Raw genomic sequence first — 15493 nt, forward strand, 5'->3', positions numbered from 1 at the left:
ATCCCCTGGAAGCCGGGACCCCACAGGAACGCGTGCATGCCCTCCGGCCGCGTCCACAGGTAGAACGGGGCGTACTGGTTCACCGGCGATCCGTCCGCCTGTTCGCGCATCAGGTACGCCTTGAGCCCGAGCCCCGGGAAGTCGTCCAGCAGGTGGCCCCGGGTGGCGACCCGCTCGCGGATGATCTCCATGGGGTGGTCCGCACACCCGCAGGAGTACGCCCGTTCCGCGGGGCCCGATCGGCACCCGCGGCGACCGGACGGTGCTCCGTCCCCTCCCGCCCGAGAGAACCGGAGAGTGCCCGATGCACGCGATGCAGTACGAGATCACCCTGCCCGCGGACCACCCCATGGAGATCATCCGCGAGCGGGTCGCCACCCGGGGCCACCTGCTGGACGACTTCCCGGGGCTCGGGCTCAAGGCGTACCTGATGCGCGAACAGGCGGACGGATCGCCGGTGAACCAGTACGCCCCGTTCTACCTGTGGACGCGGCCGGAGGGCATGCACGCGTTCCTGTGGGGTCCCGGCTTCCAGGGGATCGTGCGCGACTTCGGCCGGCCGGAGGTGCGGCACTGGGCGGGCCTGGCGTACGACGAGGGCCCGGCGGCGCCGCACGTCCCGCGGACCGCGACGCGCCGCACGCTCCCCGTGCCGCGGGGCGTCGCGCCCGCCGAGGCCGTCGCCGGGGCGTTGGCACGGCAGGCGCGGGAGGCTCGGGAGGAGGGTGTGGTGGCGAGCGCGGTGGCGGTCGACCCGCGGCACTGGGAGCTGGTCCACTTCACGCTCTGGGCGGCGGACGGGAAGGACGTGCCGGCGGACCGGGGCGACCGCTTCCAGGTGCTCCGCCTCTCCGCGCCGGAGCGGTCGGAGCTGCGCGGGTGGCGGCAGGGGTGAGCCCGGACGGGCCGGCGCCGTGGACGGCCCGTCGGGCCGCCGGCGGCGCCGGCCCCGCGGGGCTCAAGGGGCGGTCAGTCCACCGGAACCAGCGTGAGGTAGGCGATGCCGAGGACGTTCCGGTAGCCCTTCAGCCAGCTCGCACGCTGCCGGTCGGCGCGCTCGCGGGTCTCCGTGGCGAGCGGGTGCCCGGGGTTCGCCGCGAGCCACACCTCGGTGTCGTGGCGGTAGCCGGACTCGAACTCCTCCCACTCCTCGCGGCTCGCCGTCTCGATCCAGGCGGGGCGGAAGCCCGCCTCGATCGCCAGGTCCACGAGCGGACCGAGGAGGAGGTGGTCGTCGGGGCGGGCACCGGGCCACATCCCGGCGAGCTCCTCGTCGGTCGGGGTGCGCTCCCAGAACCCCTCGCCGAGCACGACCCGGCCGCCGGGACGGACGAGGCGGCGCAGTTCGCGGAGGGCGGCCGCGGGATCGTGCGGCAGGTCGGGGTCGCACAGGGCCTGGCTGGAACCGAGGCAGAGGATCGCGTCGACCGGCCCCCGCTCGGTGCCGAGCGCCGACTCCTCGACGAACTCGACCCGATCGGCCAGCCCCTTCTCCTCGGCGAGGAGCCGGCCCCGGGCCAGGTCCTCGGCGTTGATGTCGATGCCGACACCGCTCGCGTCCGGCGCGGCCTCCAGCACCCGCATCAGCAACTCGCCCCAGCCGCTGCCGATGTCGAGGACGGTGGCGGGCGAGACGGCGGCGATCCGCTCGATCATGCGGACGGCGCGCTCCTCGGAGAGCGGGCCGTGGAAGGTCAGGTTGCCGAGACGCGGCGGAAGATCATTATCGGTCATAGGGCCGGACGGTACGCCGTGCGGGCCCCGTCGACCATCGAATTGGACCGGCCCGCGGCTGGCGCGCCGACGGAACAGGGCATTCGATCCGGTTCGGGCGTGGCGCGGTTCGCGAGAATCCCGCAACCGCCCTCACGGGCTTGAGTCTCCAGCAGGGGGAGACCGGAAGGTGGAGGACATGAACGGCCACACGCTCTACTCGATCGGCGAACTGGCGCGGCGAACGGGCACCGCGGTCAAGACCGTCCGCTTCTACTCCGACTCGGGGCTCGTACCTCCCACCGACCGCAGCCCGGCCGGCTACCGCCGCTACGACGACGAGGCCGTCGCCCGGCTCGACCTCGTACGGACCCTGCGCGACCTGGGAGTGGACCTCGCGACGGTCCGGAAGGTCCTGGAGCGGGAACGCACGCTGGCCGAGGTCGCCGAGGCGCACGCGGAGGCGTTGGCCGTGAAGATCCGCATCCTGCGTCTGCGACACGCGGTGCTGACCGCGGTGGCGAGGCGCGGGGCCACCCCTGAGGAGACACATCTGATGCACCGGCTGGCCAAGCTCTCCGAAACCGAACGCCGACGGCTGGTCGGCGACTTCCTCGACGCCGCCTTCGAGGGCGTGGGCATCGGCCCCGCGTCCGCGGGGATCGCGCGCTCGATGACGCCGGAACTGCCGGACGACCCCACCACCGAACAGGTCGAGGCGTGGGTGGAACTCGCCGAGCTGTCGCAGGACCCCGGCTTCCGCGCCCATGCACGCCGGCTGGCCGAGGACCTGGCGGCCGACGCCCGGCCCGGCCCTCCCGCACTGCACGACGACCTCGCCGCGATCGTCCGCGACGAGATCGCCCCGGCCGTGGCGGCCGGCATCGAACCGGCCTCGCCCCGGGCCGAGCCGTGCGTCTCGGCCCTCCTGGCCCGCTGCGCACACCTCCTCGACCGCCACGACGACGACACCGGCCCCCGGCAGCGGCTCCTCACGCGACTGGAGCGCATGAACGACCCGCGACGGGAGCGGTACCTCACCCTGCTCGCGGTGATCAATGGATGGCCCGCTCCGGAGAGCCTGCGGCCGGTGCTCGCCTGGTCGATCCACGCGCTCGGGGGGTGTCCTGACGATCAGGCCGGATGAGCGAGCGGCGTCCCGGTGCCTCGGATCCGAGGCGGAGGTGGGGGTACCTCCCACGCCGTCAGGCGGTGGGGGCGAGGCAGGGCGGAGCCATGCCGACCGACGACGACGCGGGAGACGGCGTCTCAGGACGCCGGGAGCCCGGCAAGATCGGCAAGACACCCCCCGGGCGCCCGGCCGGAACGCCGGCGGGAGACGGCGGACGGGCGGTTCCGCGGACGGCGTGTCGCGGAGGTCCCGTGCGCCCCGACCGGTCCCCGGCCCCGGCGGACCGGCCTCGGTGCCGGCCCGGCCGGGCCGGCCTTCGGCTCGTTCGCCGGTCGTCAGCTCGTCCTGGCGGCGGTGTGCAGCAGCGCGCGCGGGAACAGCGCCTGGACCAGGGCCACGGTGCTGAGGGCGAACATCACCACGCCCAGGGGGACATGGAACGCGGGCACGTGGGCGACGCCGAGTGCCACCTGGGCCGAGGCGAGGAGGAGGAAGCCGGTGGAGTACAGGACGGGGCGGGCGGATCCGCCGCCGAGGCGCCACGCGAGGACGGCGGCGAGGACGTACAGCATGCAGGCGGCGTACATGACCCGCGAGCCGATGTCGTGGAGGAGGTAGCCGTGGGACGAGGTCAGGAGCGCCCCGGCGGTGGACGCCTGGAAGAAGAGGGTCAGCGTCTGCAGGCCGACCGCGACCCTGAGGAACGCGGCGGTGCGGGGGCCGGTCGACGGCTGTCTGTTCATGGTGTCTCCTCCGTTGGCCGTGACGGGCCCGGTTCCGCCGGGCCGTCCACTCGCACCCAGGACGCCTCGGGGGCACGCTTCGTGACATCGCCCGGCCCACCGGCGGAGAGACGTGGGTCACATCCGGCCGGGGTGCGGGGTGCGGCTGCCGTGGTGTGGGGATGACGGCTGACCACGCCTGCCCGCTCGGTACGGGGCAGGGCGCGCGGCACGCGCCCTCCCCGCCTTCCGCGGGCGCTACCTGCTGTAGTTCTTCCCGATCGGCCTGCCGGGGATCGGCTTCCCGATGAGTGCGACCGGGACAAACAGGGAGAAGTGCCCGATCGCCATGGTCAGCGTCCACAGCGCGTCGTCGTCGTAGAGCGCGGACGCCCTGGCGAACAGTTCGTCGGAGACGCGTTCCCCGAAGGGGTTCGGGGTGAGGACGGCCTCCACGAGCTCCAGCGCGACCCGTTCGGCGGCGGTGAAGCAGGGAGCGTCCTGCCAGGTCGCCACGGCGGTGATGCGCTTTTCGGATTCCCCGGCCTTGCGGAGGTTCTCGGTCAGCGGGACGGCGTGGTAGGTGCTGCCGACGATCTGCGCGGCGCGGAGCGACATCAGGCTGATGGTGGCCTGCGGAACCGGCCCGTTCCGTACGGCGTTGCGCACGGCTCCGGAGAGTTTCGCCAGTTCGGGGAAGAGACGGGTGGGGTCGGGCAGCCGCGACCGGACACCGTCCGCCTCGGTCGCCGCCTCGGTCGATGTGTCGGTCATCGCGTCGGTCATCGTGTCGGTCGGCGTGCCCGTCGGCGTGCCTGTCGCCGCTTCGGTGGTCGCGTCGGTCGGCGGTCGTGTGGACATGGGAGGTCTTCCTTCCGTGGTTCGGACGGGGTGTCACCCGGTCCGACAACACCGGCGCGCGGAATGTGAGGCGGAGGCGGCGATGTCACGTTCCGGGACGCTGTCCTGTCTCAACGGGTGAGGACAGACGCGACCGAGGGAGCCCGCGACACCATGACCACCCCGTCCGAGCCGGGAGACGGCCGACCCGATCCGACCCTGAGCGCGATCACGAGTGAGCGGCGTCGGCTGATCAACCTCGCCTACCGGCTGCTCGGCTCCCTCGCCGAGGCCGAGGACGCCGTGCAGGAGACCTACGCCCGCTGGTACACCCTGTCGCCCCAGGAGCAGGGGGCCATCGCATCGCCCGGCGCCTGGCTGAGCAAGGTCGCCGGCCGTGTCTGCCTCAACGTGCTCGGCTCGGCACGCGCCCGACGCGAGCGGTACGTCGGTGCCTGGATCCCCGAGCCTCTGCCGGAACCCGCGGAGTGGCCGGACGGTCGGGCAGGCGGCGCCACGGTCGACCCGGCCGACCGCGTCACCCTCGACGAGTCGATCAGCATGGCCTTCCTCGTGGTGCTCGACGCGATGACCCCGGCCGAACGCGTCGCCTTCGTCCTCCACGACGTCTTCCGCTACCCCTTCGCCGAGGTCGCCGACATCGTCGGCCGCACGCCCGCGGCCTGCCGCAAGCTCGCCTCGTCGGGCCGCCGGCGCCTCCGCGACTCGCGGACCCCTGCGGCCCCCACCGCCCGGCAGGCCGCCGTCGTCAGGAACTTCAAGGTCGCCTGGGAGGCCAAGGACATCGACGCCCTCATCAGCCTCCTCGATCCGCAGGTCACGGCGACCACGGACGGCGGCGGCCTCGCCACCGTCGCCCGCCGCCCGGTCGAGGGTGCCGAGCGGCTGGCACGCGGTCTCGTCGGGCTCGTCGGCAGACTGGCCGACCTGACGATCCTGGAGCGCACCGTCAACGGGCAGCCCGGCCTGGTCGCCCAGCGGGACGGGACCATCGTGACCGTGTACGCGTTCGACGTCGCGGGCGACCGGATCACGCGCATCTGGGCCGTCCGCAATCCGGAGAAGCTCCGTCCGTGGACGGCGGTCCGCTGATCCCGCGGTGTCGAGTCCGCGCCGGTCGTGATCTCCCGGGCGGCTCCCCGGTCGAGCGCGCCGCCCGCTCGCTCGATCCGGCGCGCGGACGGGCGGCCTGGTCACCGGCGCTTCCGGGGGCACCGTGCCGCCCGCCCGCGTCAGGTCCGGGGCCGCCCCAGGGCCGCGAGCGGGTCGTCCAGGACGGGCTGCCAGGCCAACTCCGCCGCGCCGACCAGGCTGTTGTGGTCGAGGGTGCAGGGCAGGATCGGTACGCCGCCGCTGCGGCCCCACAGGCTGCGGTCGGCGACCACCGCGCGCAGGCGGCCGGGGTCGGCGTCGAGGAGTTCGCGGTGCAGGCCGCCGAGGATGATGCGGTCCGGGTTGAGGATGTTCACCAGGCCTGCCAGGCCCAGGCCCAGACGGTCGATCAGCTCCTCGGTGGCCGCCCGTACCCCGGGGTCGTCGGGGCTCGTCCGCAGGAGGTCGCGGGCCTGCTGGAGCAGGGAGACCTCCGGGCCCGGGGCGCGCCCCGCGACCGTCAGGAAGGCCAACGGGTCGGTCTCGACGTCGAGGCATCCGCGGCTGCCGCAGTGGCAGGGGCGTCCCTCGGGGTTGACCGTGAGGTGTCCGACTTCCAGCGCGAGGCCCGAACTGCCCGTGTGCAGGCGCCCGTCGAGCACCAGCGCGCCGCCGACGCCGCGGTGACCGGTCGCGACGCACAGGAGGTCCTTGGCGCCACGGCCCGCGCCGTGGCGGTGCTCGGCGAGGGCGGCGAGGTTGACGTCGTTGCCGGTGAAGGAGGGCCCTTCGATGCCGGCGGCGCGGACCCGCTCGGCGAAGATCTGCCGGACCGGGGCACCGGCCGGCCAGGCCAGGTGGAGGGGGTTGAGCGCGGTGCCCTCCGGTTCGGCGACGGCGGAGGGCGCCGCCAGTCCGGCGCCGACGCAGCGGCGACCGCTCGCCGCGAGGAGTTCGGCGCCGGCGTCGACGACCGCGCCGAGGACCTGCGCGGGGTCGGCGGAGACGGTGACGCAGCCCGGCGCAGTGGCGACGAGGGTGCCGCCGAGCCCGACGAGCGCGGCCCGGAAGCCGTCGGCGTGGACCTGCGCGGCGAGGACGACGGGGCCCTTCTCGTCCACGGCGAGCCGGTGCGAGGGGCGGCCCTGGGATCCGGCGGCGGCCCCGGGGTTGGAGTCGACGCGGATCAGGCCGAGCGCCTCCAGCTCGGCGGCGACGGCGCCGGCGGTGGCCCGGGTGACGCCGAGCTCGGCGGTGAGCACGGCACGGGTGGGCGCCCGGCCGGTGTGCACCAGTTCCAGCGCGGGTCCGAGCGCGCTGCGCCCCCTGTCCAGACGTGTCCGCGTCGTCGTCGCCTTGCCGTTCATGGGGGCGAGTCTCCCATGATCGGGCGGCCCCTCGGTCCCGCCGGGTCCGGGCCGGCCGGGGCGGTGGCGGAAACGCGCCGCACCGCCGGACGGCCTCCGCGGGACACCCCCTCGCCTCCTCGGTTGAAATCCGGACCGGTACACCCCTATCCTGAGTTTGTGCCGCTACTAAACAAAGTACGGACGGCCGCACCGGGGGGCCTCGGCGGAGACACCGCCTCTCCCTCCCTGTCCCGCCTCCGCTCCGCCCTGACCCTGTTCTTCGCCCTCGACGGCTTCCTCTTCGCCGGCTGGGTGGTCCGGATCCCCGCGATCAAGCAGCAGACCGGTTCCTCCGCGGGCGACCTCGGGCTCGCCCTGCTGGGCGTCTCGGCCGGCGCCGTGGTGACGATGACGCTCACCGGACGGCTCTGCCGCCGCTACGGCAGCCACGCCGTCACCGTCGCGACCGCCGTCCTGCTCTCCCTCTCGATCGCCCTGCCCGCCCTCACCCGCTCCCCGCTCTCCCTGGGGCTGGTCCTGCTGGTGTTCGGGGCGGCGTACGGCGGCATCAACGTCGCGATGAACAGCGCCGCCGTCGACCTGGTCGCCGCGCTGCGCCGACCGGTGATGCCCAGCTTCCACGCGGCGTTCAGCCTGGGCGGCATGCTCGGGGCCGGCCTCGGCGGACTCGTCGCCGGCAGCCTGTCCCCCGCGACCCACCTGCTCGGCCTGACGGTCCTCGGTCTGCTCCTGACGGCCGCCGCCGGTCCCGTACTGCTCCGTGAGCCGTCCCCCGCCCTCCCGGAGGCGGTCCCCGCCGCCGTCCGGCCCCGGGGCCGGACCGGCGCCCGAGGCGCGGTCCTCGTCTTCGGTGTGATCGCGCTGTGCACGGCCTACGGCGAGGGCGCCCTGGCCGACTGGGGCGCCCTCCACCTGGAGCAGGACCTCCACGCGCACCCCGGCGTGGCCGCCGCCGGCTACTCGCTCTTCGCCCTGACGATGACGGCCGGCCGGCTCTCGGGGACGGCACTGCTGGAGCGCCTCGGCCAGACCCGCACCCTGGTCGCGGGCGGAACGACGGCCGCCGCCGGCATGCTGCTGGCCGCGCTCGCCCCGAACGTCTGGGCCGCCCTGCTCGGCTTCGCCGTGACCGGCCTGGGTCTCGCCAACATCTTCCCGGTCGCCGTGGCGCGCGCGGGCGCGCTCGCCGGTCCGAGCGGGGTGGCCGCCGCCTCCACCCTCGGCTACGGCGGCATGCTGCTCGGCCCGCCGTCCATCGGCTTCCTCGCGGACTGGTTCTCGCTTCCCGTGGCCCTGACCACCGTGGCCGTGCTGGCGGCAGGCGCCGCCGTGATCGGGTACGCGGCCCGCAACACCCGCGCCCCCGAGGCGGTTTGACCTCGCCCCGCGACCACGGGGCAGGGTCCGCCGCGCGGCGGCGGGAAGCCGCTTGTGCGGCTCCGGGCACGACGAGACCGGCCCCCGACGGGAAGTGGCCGCTCCGGTCGGCATGCCGAACCTCCCCGCCGCCGTCCGCGCGCAGGCAGAATTCCGTCTCATGGACAGCGCGGAGATCATGACGCCGGCCGAGCACATCGACACCCTGGAGGCCGCGGGCCGCGGGCTCGCCGCCGTGGCGGCGGAGGCCGGGCCCGACGCCGAGGTGCGCACCTGCCCCGGGTGGCGGGTGCGGGACCTGCTGCGGCACACGTCGATGGTGCACCGCTGGGCGACGGCGTTCGTGGCCGAGGGCCGCACCGCGTACCACCCCGACGGCGGCGAGCCCGCGCTCGACGGCGAGGAGCTGCTCGCGCATTACCGCGAGGGCCACGCCCTGCTCGTCGCCGCCCTGCGGGCGGCTCCGGCCGACCTGGAGTGCTGGACCTTCCTGCCCGCGCCCTCGCCGCTCGCGTTCTGGGCGCGCCGGCAGGCCCACGAGACGACGATCCACCGCGCGGACGCCGAGTCCGCCCTGCCGGCCGGGCTCCCCGGTCCGGTCGACCCGCCGGCCGCCGTGGACGGGATCGACGAGCTCCTGCGCGCCTTCCACGGCCGCTCCCGCAGCCGGGTCCGTACGGACGAGCCGCGGATCCTGCGCGTACGGGCCACGGACACCGGGGACGTGTGGACGGCACGGCTGTCGACGGAGCCGCCGCGGACCGAGCGGACCGGGGAGGGTGCGGCGGACTGCGAACTCAGCGGCCCGGCCGACCGTCTCCTGCTGATGCTCTGGAACCGGCTGCCCGCGTCTGCCGTGTCGGTGACCGGCGACGCCTCGCTGGTACGGCTCTGGCGGGAGAAGTCGGCCGTCACCTGGTCGTAGCGGGGCGCGGGCGGCCCCACCGGGGCGCCGGAACGGCCGCCGGATCGCGGCCCCACGGAGCGGGGACGCGCGCCGGCCACCACGCGGCCGGGCGGTCCGTCCGCCGGACACCGAGGAGCCGGGCGGTCCGCCGGACAGCCCCGGACCTCAGCCGGTCTCCTCCAGCATCCGGGTCAGGACCTCCCGCTGGATCGGCAGCACCTCCGCGTGGCGCTCCCGGCCCGCGTCGGTGAGCCGGACCCGCACGCCGCGGCGGTCCTCCGGGCACATGGCCCGGACGACGAGCCCGTCCTTCTCCAGGCGGGCGATGAGCCGGGAGAGGGCGCTCTGGCTGAGATGGACGCGCCCGGCCAGTTCCTGGACGCGGCAGGCCGGTTCGCCGTCCGCCGGGACGCGCTCGGCGAGCACGTCGAGGACCTCGAAGTCGCTGGCGCCGAGTCCGTGCGGGTGCAGGGCCCGGTCGAGTTCGCACGTGGTCCGTGCGTGCAACGCGAGGACGTCCCGCCACTCCTGTACGAGTGCGCGTTCGGACTTGTTCGCTCCCATGACCGCACGTTAGCAGAGAGGACGCCCTTTGTTGCATCGGAATTAAATGCGTTTGCATTCAATGCATGCGCATGTACCGTGCTCCTCATGACCACTCCGCTCACCGCCTCCCCGCCGCAGGAACGTTGGAGCCCCCGCCTCTGGGGCACCCTGCTGGTGCTCTGCGCCGCGATGTTCCTCGACGCCCTCGACGTCTCCATGGTCGGCGTCGCCCTGCCCTCGATCGCCACGGATCTCGGCCTGTCCACCGCCACGCTGCAGTGGATCGTCAGCGGCTACATCCTGGGATACGGCGGCCTGCTGCTCCTCGGCGGCCGCGCCGCCGACCTGCTCGGCCGCCGCCGGGTCTTCCTGATCGCGCTGGCCGTCTTCGCCCTCGCCTCGCTGCTCGGCGGACTCGTCGACTCCGGCCCGCTCCTCATCGCCAGCCGCTTCGTCAAGGGCCTGAGTGCCGCGTTCACCGCGCCCGCCGGCCTGTCGATCATCACCACGACGTTCAAGGAGGGCCCGCAGCGCAACCGCGCCCTGTCCATCTACACCACCTGCGCCGCGACCGGCTTCTCGATGGGCCTCGTCCTCTCCGGCCTGCTCACCGAACTCAGCTGGCGCTGGACGATGCTGCTGCCCGCGCCGATCGCCCTGATCGCCCTCGCCTTCGCGATCCGCCTGATCCCGCACAGTGCCCGCGAGCGCGGCCACGGCGGCTACGACCTGCCCGGCGCCGTCACGGGCACGGCCGCGATGCTGCTGCTGGTCTTCACCGTCGTCCAGGCACCCGAGGCGGGCTGGGCGTCCGCCCGCACGCTGCTGTCGTTCCTGGCGACCGCCGTCCTGCTGGCGGCCTTCGTCGCCATCGAGCGGCGCAGTCCCGGACCGCTCGTACGGCTCGGGGTGCTGCGGTCGGGTTCGCAGGTGCGGGCGCAGCTCGGCGCCGCCGCCTTCTTCGGCTCGTACGTCGCCTTCCAGTTCATCGTGACCCAGTACATGCAGTCGCTGCTCGGCTGGTCGGCCCTCCAGACGGCACTGGCCTTCCTGCCGGCGGGCGCCCTGGTGGCCCTGTCGTCCACGAGGATCGGCGCGGTGGTGGACCGGTTCGGTACGCCCCGGGTGATCGCGACCGGCTTCACCCTGCTCGTCGTGGCCTACGCACTCTTCCTGCGGATCTCGCTCACCCCGCAGTACGCGGCCGTCATCCTGCCCTCGATGCTGCTGCTCGGCGCCGCCTGCGCCCTGGTGTTCCCGTCCCTCAACATCCAGGCCACCAACGGCGTGGAGGACCACGAGCAGGGCATGGTCTCCGGTCTGCTGAACACCTCCATCCAGGTCGGCGGCGCCGTGTTCCTCGCCGTGATCACGGCCGTCATCACGGCGAACGGCGGCGAGGCCGGCTCCGCGCAGGACCCGCAGGCCGTCCTCGACGGCTTCCGTCCCGGCCTGACCGTGGTCACGGTCATCGCCCTGGCCGGCCTGCTGATCACCCTGCCCGGTCTGCGCACCCGCCGGGTGCGGGACTCCCGCGTGGTGGCGGGGTCCACCCCGGCTCCCACCGCGCCCGAGCAGTCGGTCCCTGAGCGGATCGCCTCGGAGAGGACGGCCCAGGAGAAGACGGCCCCGGAGCCGGTCGCGGCGCGCGACTGACCCAGGGGACGGGGGGACGGCGCGCGGGCGCCCGGCCGAGTGCCGGGACCCGCGCGCCGTCGCGTCCCCCGCCGTCGCGAACCACCGCGGGCGGGCCGGCGCTCAGCCCAGCCAGCCGGGCCGGACGAGCCCCGACTCGTATGCCAGCACGACGAGTTGGGCCCGGTCCCGCGCGCCGAGCTTGACCATCGTGCGGCTCACATGGGTCTTGGCGGTCAGGGGGCTGACGACCAGGCGCCGGGCGATCTCCTCGTTCGACAGGCCGATGCCGACGAGGGCCATCACCTCCCGCTCGCGTTCGGTCAGTTCGTCCAGTCCGGCCACCCCGGCGGGCTCCTTGGACCGGGCCGCGAACTCCTCGATCAGCCGTCGGGTGACCCCGGGCGACAGCAGCGCGTCGCCGTCGACGACCGCGCGTACGGCCCGCAGCAGCTCCTCGGGTTCGGTGTCCTTGACGAGGAAGCCGGACGCGCCGGAGCGGATGGCCTCGAAGACGTACTCGTCGAGCTCGAAGGTGGTCAGCATGACCACCTTGACGGCGGCGAGTTCCGGGTCGCCGGTGATCCGGCGGGTGGCCGCCAGGCCGTCGAGGAGCGGCATCCGGATGTCCATCAGGACCACGTCCGGGCGCAGTTCGCGGGCCCGCGCCACCGCCTCTCCGCCGTCGGCGGCCTCGCCGGCCACCCGGATGTCCGGCTGGGCGTCCAGCAGCGCGCGGAACCCCGCCCGTACGAGCGACTGATCGTCGGCGAGCAGGACGCTGATCACGGGGTCTCCTTGGGGCGCACGGGGAGGACGGCGCGCACCCGGAAGCCGCCGTCCGGCCGGGTGCCCGCCTCGATCGTGCCACCGAGGGCCGCGGCCCGCTCCCGCATTCCGGCGAGCCCGTTGCCGCTGCCTCCCGCGTCGCTGCCGGTGGCGGGCCCCTCGTCGTCGATCCGCAGCTCCAGCGTGCCGGGGGTGTGGCCGATCACGACTCCGGCGGTACGGGAGCCCGAGTGCCGGACCACGTTGGTGAGCGCCTCCTGCACGATGCGGAAGGCGGCGAGGTCGGTGCCGGGCGGCAGCGGCACCGGGTCCCCCTCGGTCACGGTCTCCACGATCAGCCCGGCGGCCGCGGCCTGCTCGACGAGCTCGGACAGCCGGTCCAGGCCGGGGGCGGGGGTGCGGGGGCTCCGAATCGTGGCAGACTGCTCCCATGACCAGCGTCCAAGGAGCCCGCGCCCGCGCCTCGTTCACCCCGGCCCGCGCGTCACGCGCCGGGTGCCAGGCCGATGGCGCGGCCGAGGCGGCCGGCCGCCTCGTCGAAGAACACCTGGCGCTCCTCGACGATCCGGTTGAACTGGCCGAACAGCTCGAAGGAGATCAGACCGAAGAGCTGCGACCAGGCCGCGACGAGGGCGACCGCGACGGCGGGCGGCAGGTCGGGGGCGACGTCGGCGGTCAGCCGTTCGGCCTCCGGGCGCAGTTCCTCGGTCAGCGGGGGCGGGGTGATCGCGTCCGCGGCGAGGGCGTCGCGGGCGAGGCCGATCAGGACGAGGCCGACGCGCGAGGCCGGTCCGACGGTGTCCTGGGGCGCGCTGTAGCCGGGCACCGGGGAGCCGTAGATCAGGGCGTACTCGTGGGGATGGGCGAGGGCCCAGGCGCGGACCGCCCGGCAGACCGATGTCCAGCGGGCGAGGTGACCGCTCGGGCCGTCGGCGGCGCAGGCCCGTTCCGCGGCGGCGCCGACGGCGTCGTAGGCGTCGACGATGAGCGCCGTGAGCAGGTCGTCGCGGCTGGGGAAGTACCGGTAGAGCGCGGAGGACACCATGCCGAGCTCACGGGCGACGGCGCGCAGCGAGAGCTTGGCGGCACCCTCGGCCGCGAGCTGGGTGCGGGCCTCGTCCTTGATGGCGGCGGTGATCTCGATGCGGGCGCGGGCGCGGGCTCCTTGGACGCTGGTCATGGGAGCAGTCTGCCACGATTCGGAGCACCGCACTAAAACGAGAGCGGTGCTCTTGCGCAAGCAGCGCCGGAGAGGCAGACTGTTCTCAAGCGAGAGCAGTGCTCACGAAAAGGAGCGGTGCTCGTCAGATCTCTTCCGAGGAGTCCCGATGTCGTCGCAGCCGTACTACCTCCAGGGCAGCCCGCTCGCCATCCGCTTCAACAGCGTCGTCGGCTGGCTCGCCCGGCACGGCGTCAGCCTCCTCGGCTCCGCCGAGCTGTCCGTGAAGGGCCGCAAGAGCGGCCGGATGCAGCGCATCCCCGTCAACCCGCACCGGCACGGCGGCGAGCAGTACCTGGTCTCGGCACGCGGCCACTCCCAGTGGGTGCGCAACATGCGCGCCGCCGGCGGCGGTGAGCTGCGGATCGGCCGCAAGGTCCGCACCTTCACGGCGGTCGAGCTGCCGGACGCGGAGAAGCTCCTGGTGCTCCGCACCTACCTGGAACGCTGGGGATGGGAGGTCAACCAGTACTTCCAGGGCGTGACCGCCAAGTCGACGGACGAGGAGCTCCTGGCCGCCGCCCCCGACCACCCCGTCTTCCGCATCACGACGACGGCGTGAGCGGGCACGCGAGCCGCCCGCCGGCCGCCGCGCCCCCAGGGAGCACGGGACCGACGGGACGGAGCGCGTCGCTCAGAGGCCTTCCGGAGAGTCCGGCGCGGTGTCCCGCGCGGCGTCGGTGCCCGTGGACGCCGGGTCCGCCACCTGTTCGCCCCGTTCGGCCGGGGCGTCCCCGTCCGCATCGCCCTGGGCGCGGGGGCCGACCCCGCGGGGCGCGGTGCCGCCCGTGGCCGCCATCCGGCGGTCCAGCAGGTCGAGGGCCCGTCGCGCCATGCCGTTCGACCGCACCAGTCCGCCCAGCGTGGTGACGCCCCGGGTGATGTCCGCGAAGGCGTTCCACGCCGGCCGCAGACCGGTGAGGGTCGCGTGCAGCAGGCCCGGGCTGCGCTCGAACAGAGCCAGCATCCGGCGGCCGACCGCCATCTCGACACCGAGGCCGGCCTTGATCGCGAAGGCGTAGTTCAGCGCCTGCCGGCGGGCGTCGACGGCATCGGCCGCCTCGGCGATCCGCACCGCCCACTCGCCCGCGAGACGACCTGACCGCAGCGCGAACGAGATGCCCTCCCGGGTCCAGGGCTCCAGCAGACCCGCCGCGTCGCCGCAGACCAGCACCCGGCCGCGGGAGAGCGGCGAGTCGTCGCTCCGGCAGCGGGTCAGGTGGCCGGACGAGATCGAGGGCTCGAAGCCCGCGAGCCCGAGCCGGGCGACGAAGTCCTCCAGGTACCGCTTGGTGGCCGCGCCCTCGCCGCGCGCCGAGATGACGCCCACGGTGAGCGTGTCGCCCTTGGGGAACACCCAGCCGTAACTGCCGGGCATCGGTCCCCAGTCGATCAGCACCCGGCCCTTCCAGTCCTCCGCCACCGACGCCGGAACCGGGATCTCCACCTCCAGGCCGAGGTCCACCTGGTCGAGCTTGACCCCGACGTGCGCCCCTATCCGGCCGGCGCTGCCGTCCGCGCCGACGACCGCCCGCGCGAGCACCGTCTCGCCGTCGGCCAGGACGACGGCGACGGTCCGCCGGTCCGGCACGGACGGGCCGTGCTGCTCCACCCGCGACACCGTGACACCGGTACGCAGCTCGGCGCCCGCCTTCTGCGCCTGCTCGACCAGACCGGCGTCGAACTCCGGCCGGTTGATCAGCCCGAACAGCATCCGGCGGGAGCGCCGGGTCCGGGCGAACCGGCCGTTCAGGGAGAAGGTGACGGCGTGCACCCGGTCCTGGAGCGGCAGTTCGAAGCCGGGCGGCAGCGCGTCGCGCGACGGCCCGATGATGCCGCCGCCACAGGTCTTGTAGCGCGGCAGTTCGGCCTTCTCCAGGAGCAGCACCCGACGGCCCGCGACCGCCGCCGCGTACGCCGCCGWCGCGCTCCGTGAGCCGGAAGGGCGGGGTGATCCAGGCCGACTCGTCCAGCTTCGGCTGCACGTCATAGTGCGCGTAGAGGAGGACGGTCGGGGCGCCGGCCGGGCCGGGCAGTACGCCGTACACCGACTGCGAGCCGTCGGGGGTGTCGAGCAGCGCGACGTCCTGGAAGTCCTCGGCGCGCAGGGCGTCGGCCACCCAGTTCGCC

The 15493-nt window shown here is 74.4% G+C and carries 16 protein-coding genes and 2 pseudogenes; 7 read left to right on the forward strand and 11 right to left on the reverse strand.

The window, feature by feature from the left end:
* The coding region (locus tag EAO71_RS00135; protein ID WP_147975758.1) for a DUF4865 family protein at nt 1–191 on the reverse strand (191 nt) is incomplete at its 3' end.
* 113 nt (nt 192–304) lie between these two features.
* Here EAO71_RS00135 and EAO71_RS00140 point away from each other — a divergent pair.
* A complete protein-coding gene (locus EAO71_RS00140; RefSeq protein ID WP_147975706.1) occupies nt 305–895 on the forward strand; it encodes a DUF4865 family protein in 591 nt (196 codons plus the stop codon).
* Nucleotides 896–969: 74 nt separating this feature from the next.
* On the opposite strand, the gene EAO71_RS00145 is transcribed toward EAO71_RS00140, so the two are convergent.
* The gene (locus tag EAO71_RS00145; RefSeq protein WP_147975707.1) at nt 970–1734 is read right to left on the reverse strand and encodes an SAM-dependent methyltransferase; all 765 of its coding nucleotides are present in this window, start codon (nt 1732–1734) and stop codon (nt 970–972) included.
* A gap of 178 nt (nt 1735–1912) precedes the next feature.
* Here EAO71_RS00145 and EAO71_RS00150 point away from each other — a divergent pair, with 178 nt between their 5' ends.
* Nucleotides 1913–2860, forward strand: coding sequence for a MerR family transcriptional regulator (locus EAO71_RS00150; protein WP_147975708.1), 948 nt, complete (start codon nt 1913–1915; stop codon nt 2858–2860).
* Nucleotides 2861–3180: 320 nt separating this feature from the next.
* Here the strand turns inward: EAO71_RS00150 and EAO71_RS00155 are convergent, their stop codons facing one another.
* Together EAO71_RS00155 and EAO71_RS00160 are read right to left on the reverse strand one after the other, a co-directional pair.
* Complete coding sequence (locus tag EAO71_RS00155) at nt 3181–3588, reverse strand: hypothetical protein (RefSeq protein WP_147975709.1); 408 nt, start codon at nt 3586–3588, stop codon at nt 3181–3183.
* A 237-nt stretch (nt 3589–3825) separates the two neighbouring features.
* Nucleotides 3826–4341 carry a carboxymuconolactone decarboxylase family protein gene (locus EAO71_RS00160; RefSeq protein ID WP_147975759.1) on the reverse strand — a complete coding sequence of 172 codons (516 nt, stop codon included), beginning with the start codon at nt 4339–4341 and terminating at the stop codon, nt 3826–3828.
* 240 nt (nt 4342–4581) lie between these two features.
* On the opposite strand from EAO71_RS00160, the gene sigJ reads away from it, so the two are divergent.
* Nucleotides 4582–5520 (forward strand): RNA polymerase sigma factor SigJ, encoded by a 939-nt coding sequence (gene sigJ, locus EAO71_RS00165; RefSeq protein WP_147975710.1) that lies wholly within the window; start codon nt 4582–4584, stop codon nt 5518–5520.
* Between the two features lie 140 nt (nt 5521–5660).
* Here sigJ and EAO71_RS00170 read toward each other — a convergent pair whose 3' ends face one another.
* On the reverse strand, nt 5661–6887 hold the full coding sequence (locus EAO71_RS00170) for an ROK family protein (RefSeq protein WP_147975711.1): 1227 nt from the start codon (nt 6885–6887) through the stop codon (nt 5661–5663).
* A gap of 159 nt (nt 6888–7046) precedes the next feature.
* Here EAO71_RS00170 and EAO71_RS00175 point away from each other — a divergent pair, with 159 nt between their 5' ends.
* Nucleotides 7047–8267, forward strand: coding sequence for an MFS transporter (locus EAO71_RS00175; protein WP_147975712.1), 1221 nt, complete (start codon nt 7047–7049; stop codon nt 8265–8267).
* Nucleotides 8268–8445: 178 nt separating this feature from the next.
* A complete protein-coding gene (locus EAO71_RS00180) occupies nt 8446–9192 on the forward strand; it encodes a maleylpyruvate isomerase family mycothiol-dependent enzyme (RefSeq protein WP_147975760.1) in 747 nt (248 codons plus the stop codon).
* Nucleotides 9193–9339: 147 nt separating this feature from the next.
* Here the strand turns inward: EAO71_RS00180 and EAO71_RS00185 are convergent, their stop codons facing one another.
* On the reverse strand, nt 9340–9738 hold the full coding sequence (locus EAO71_RS00185; protein ID WP_147975713.1) for a MarR family winged helix-turn-helix transcriptional regulator: 399 nt from the start codon (nt 9736–9738) through the stop codon (nt 9340–9342).
* Nucleotides 9739–9825: 87 nt separating this feature from the next.
* On the opposite strand from EAO71_RS00185, the gene EAO71_RS00190 reads away from it, so the two are divergent.
* Nucleotides 9826–11376, forward strand: coding sequence for an MFS transporter (locus EAO71_RS00190; RefSeq protein ID WP_147975714.1), 1551 nt, complete (start codon nt 9826–9828; stop codon nt 11374–11376).
* 102 nt (nt 11377–11478) lie between these two features.
* Here the strand turns inward: EAO71_RS00190 and EAO71_RS00195 are convergent, their stop codons facing one another.
* From EAO71_RS00195 to EAO71_RS00205, 3 genes and pseudogenes are all read right to left on the reverse strand, one after another.
* Nucleotides 11479–12144: a response regulator gene (locus EAO71_RS00195; protein WP_147975715.1), complete on the reverse strand. Its 666-nt coding sequence runs from the start codon at nt 12142–12144 to the stop codon at nt 11479–11481.
* Nucleotides 12141–12551, reverse strand: a pseudogene (locus EAO71_RS00200) (sensor histidine kinase); the annotation flags it as partial. The pseudogene EAO71_RS00200 and the gene EAO71_RS00195, both read right to left, overlap by 4 nt.
* Before the next feature lie 77 nt (nt 12552–12628).
* On the reverse strand, nt 12629–13324 hold the full coding sequence (locus EAO71_RS00205) for a TetR/AcrR family transcriptional regulator (protein ID WP_147975716.1): 696 nt from the start codon (nt 13322–13324) through the stop codon (nt 12629–12631).
* A 148-nt stretch (nt 13325–13472) separates the two neighbouring features.
* Here EAO71_RS00205 and EAO71_RS00210 point away from each other — a divergent pair, with 148 nt between their 5' ends.
* On the forward strand, nt 13473–13925 hold the full coding sequence (locus EAO71_RS00210) for a nitroreductase family deazaflavin-dependent oxidoreductase (protein ID WP_147975717.1): 453 nt from the start codon (nt 13473–13475) through the stop codon (nt 13923–13925).
* Between the two features lie 72 nt (nt 13926–13997).
* Here EAO71_RS00210 and EAO71_RS00215 read toward each other — a convergent pair whose 3' ends face one another.
* Both EAO71_RS00215 and EAO71_RS00220 read right to left on the reverse strand, forming a co-directional pair.
* Complete coding sequence (locus EAO71_RS00215; RefSeq protein ID WP_410093910.1) at nt 13998–15353, reverse strand: geranylgeranyl reductase family protein; 1356 nt, start codon at nt 15351–15353, stop codon at nt 13998–14000.
* Nucleotides 15238–15493 (reverse strand): annotated as a pseudogene (locus EAO71_RS00220) (dipeptidase); the annotation flags it as partial. The gene EAO71_RS00215 and the pseudogene EAO71_RS00220, both read right to left, overlap by 116 nt.

Source organism: Streptomyces sp. MS191 (genome assembly GCF_008042125.1).
Classification (GTDB): domain Bacteria; phylum Actinomycetota; class Actinomycetes; order Streptomycetales; family Streptomycetaceae; genus Streptomyces.

Bases quoted from the DNA above. Each gene is read 5' to 3' on its own strand.
- EAO71_RS00140 (WP_147975706.1), top strand. From the start codon at position 305: ATGCACGCGATGCAGTACGAGATCACCCTGCCCGCGGACCACCCCATG.
- EAO71_RS00145 (WP_147975707.1), bottom strand. From the start codon at position 1,734: ATGACCGATAATGATCTTCCGCCGCGTCTCGGCAACCTGACCTTCCAC.
- EAO71_RS00150 (WP_147975708.1), top strand. From the start codon at position 1,913: ATGAACGGCCACACGCTCTACTCGATCGGCGAACTGGCGCGGCGAACG.
- EAO71_RS00155 (WP_147975709.1), bottom strand. From the start codon at position 3,588: ATGAACAGACAGCCGTCGACCGGCCCCCGCACCGCCGCGTTCCTCAGG.
- EAO71_RS00160 (WP_147975759.1), bottom strand. From the start codon at position 4,341: ATGACCGACACATCGACCGAGGCGGCGACCGAGGCGGACGGTGTCCGG.
- sigJ (WP_147975710.1), top strand. From the start codon at position 4,582: ATGACCACCCCGTCCGAGCCGGGAGACGGCCGACCCGATCCGACCCTG.
- EAO71_RS00170 (WP_147975711.1), bottom strand. From the start codon at position 6,887: ATGAACGGCAAGGCGACGACGACGCGGACACGTCTGGACAGGGGGCGC.
- EAO71_RS00180 (WP_147975760.1), top strand. From the start codon at position 8,446: ATGACGCCGGCCGAGCACATCGACACCCTGGAGGCCGCGGGCCGCGGG.
- EAO71_RS00185 (WP_147975713.1), bottom strand. From the start codon at position 9,738: ATGGGAGCGAACAAGTCCGAACGCGCACTCGTACAGGAGTGGCGGGAC.
- EAO71_RS00190 (WP_147975714.1), top strand. From the start codon at position 9,826: ATGACCACTCCGCTCACCGCCTCCCCGCCGCAGGAACGTTGGAGCCCC.
- EAO71_RS00205 (WP_147975716.1), bottom strand. From the start codon at position 13,324: ATGACCAGCGTCCAAGGAGCCCGCGCCCGCGCCCGCATCGAGATCACC.
- EAO71_RS00210 (WP_147975717.1), top strand. From the start codon at position 13,473: ATGTCGTCGCAGCCGTACTACCTCCAGGGCAGCCCGCTCGCCATCCGC.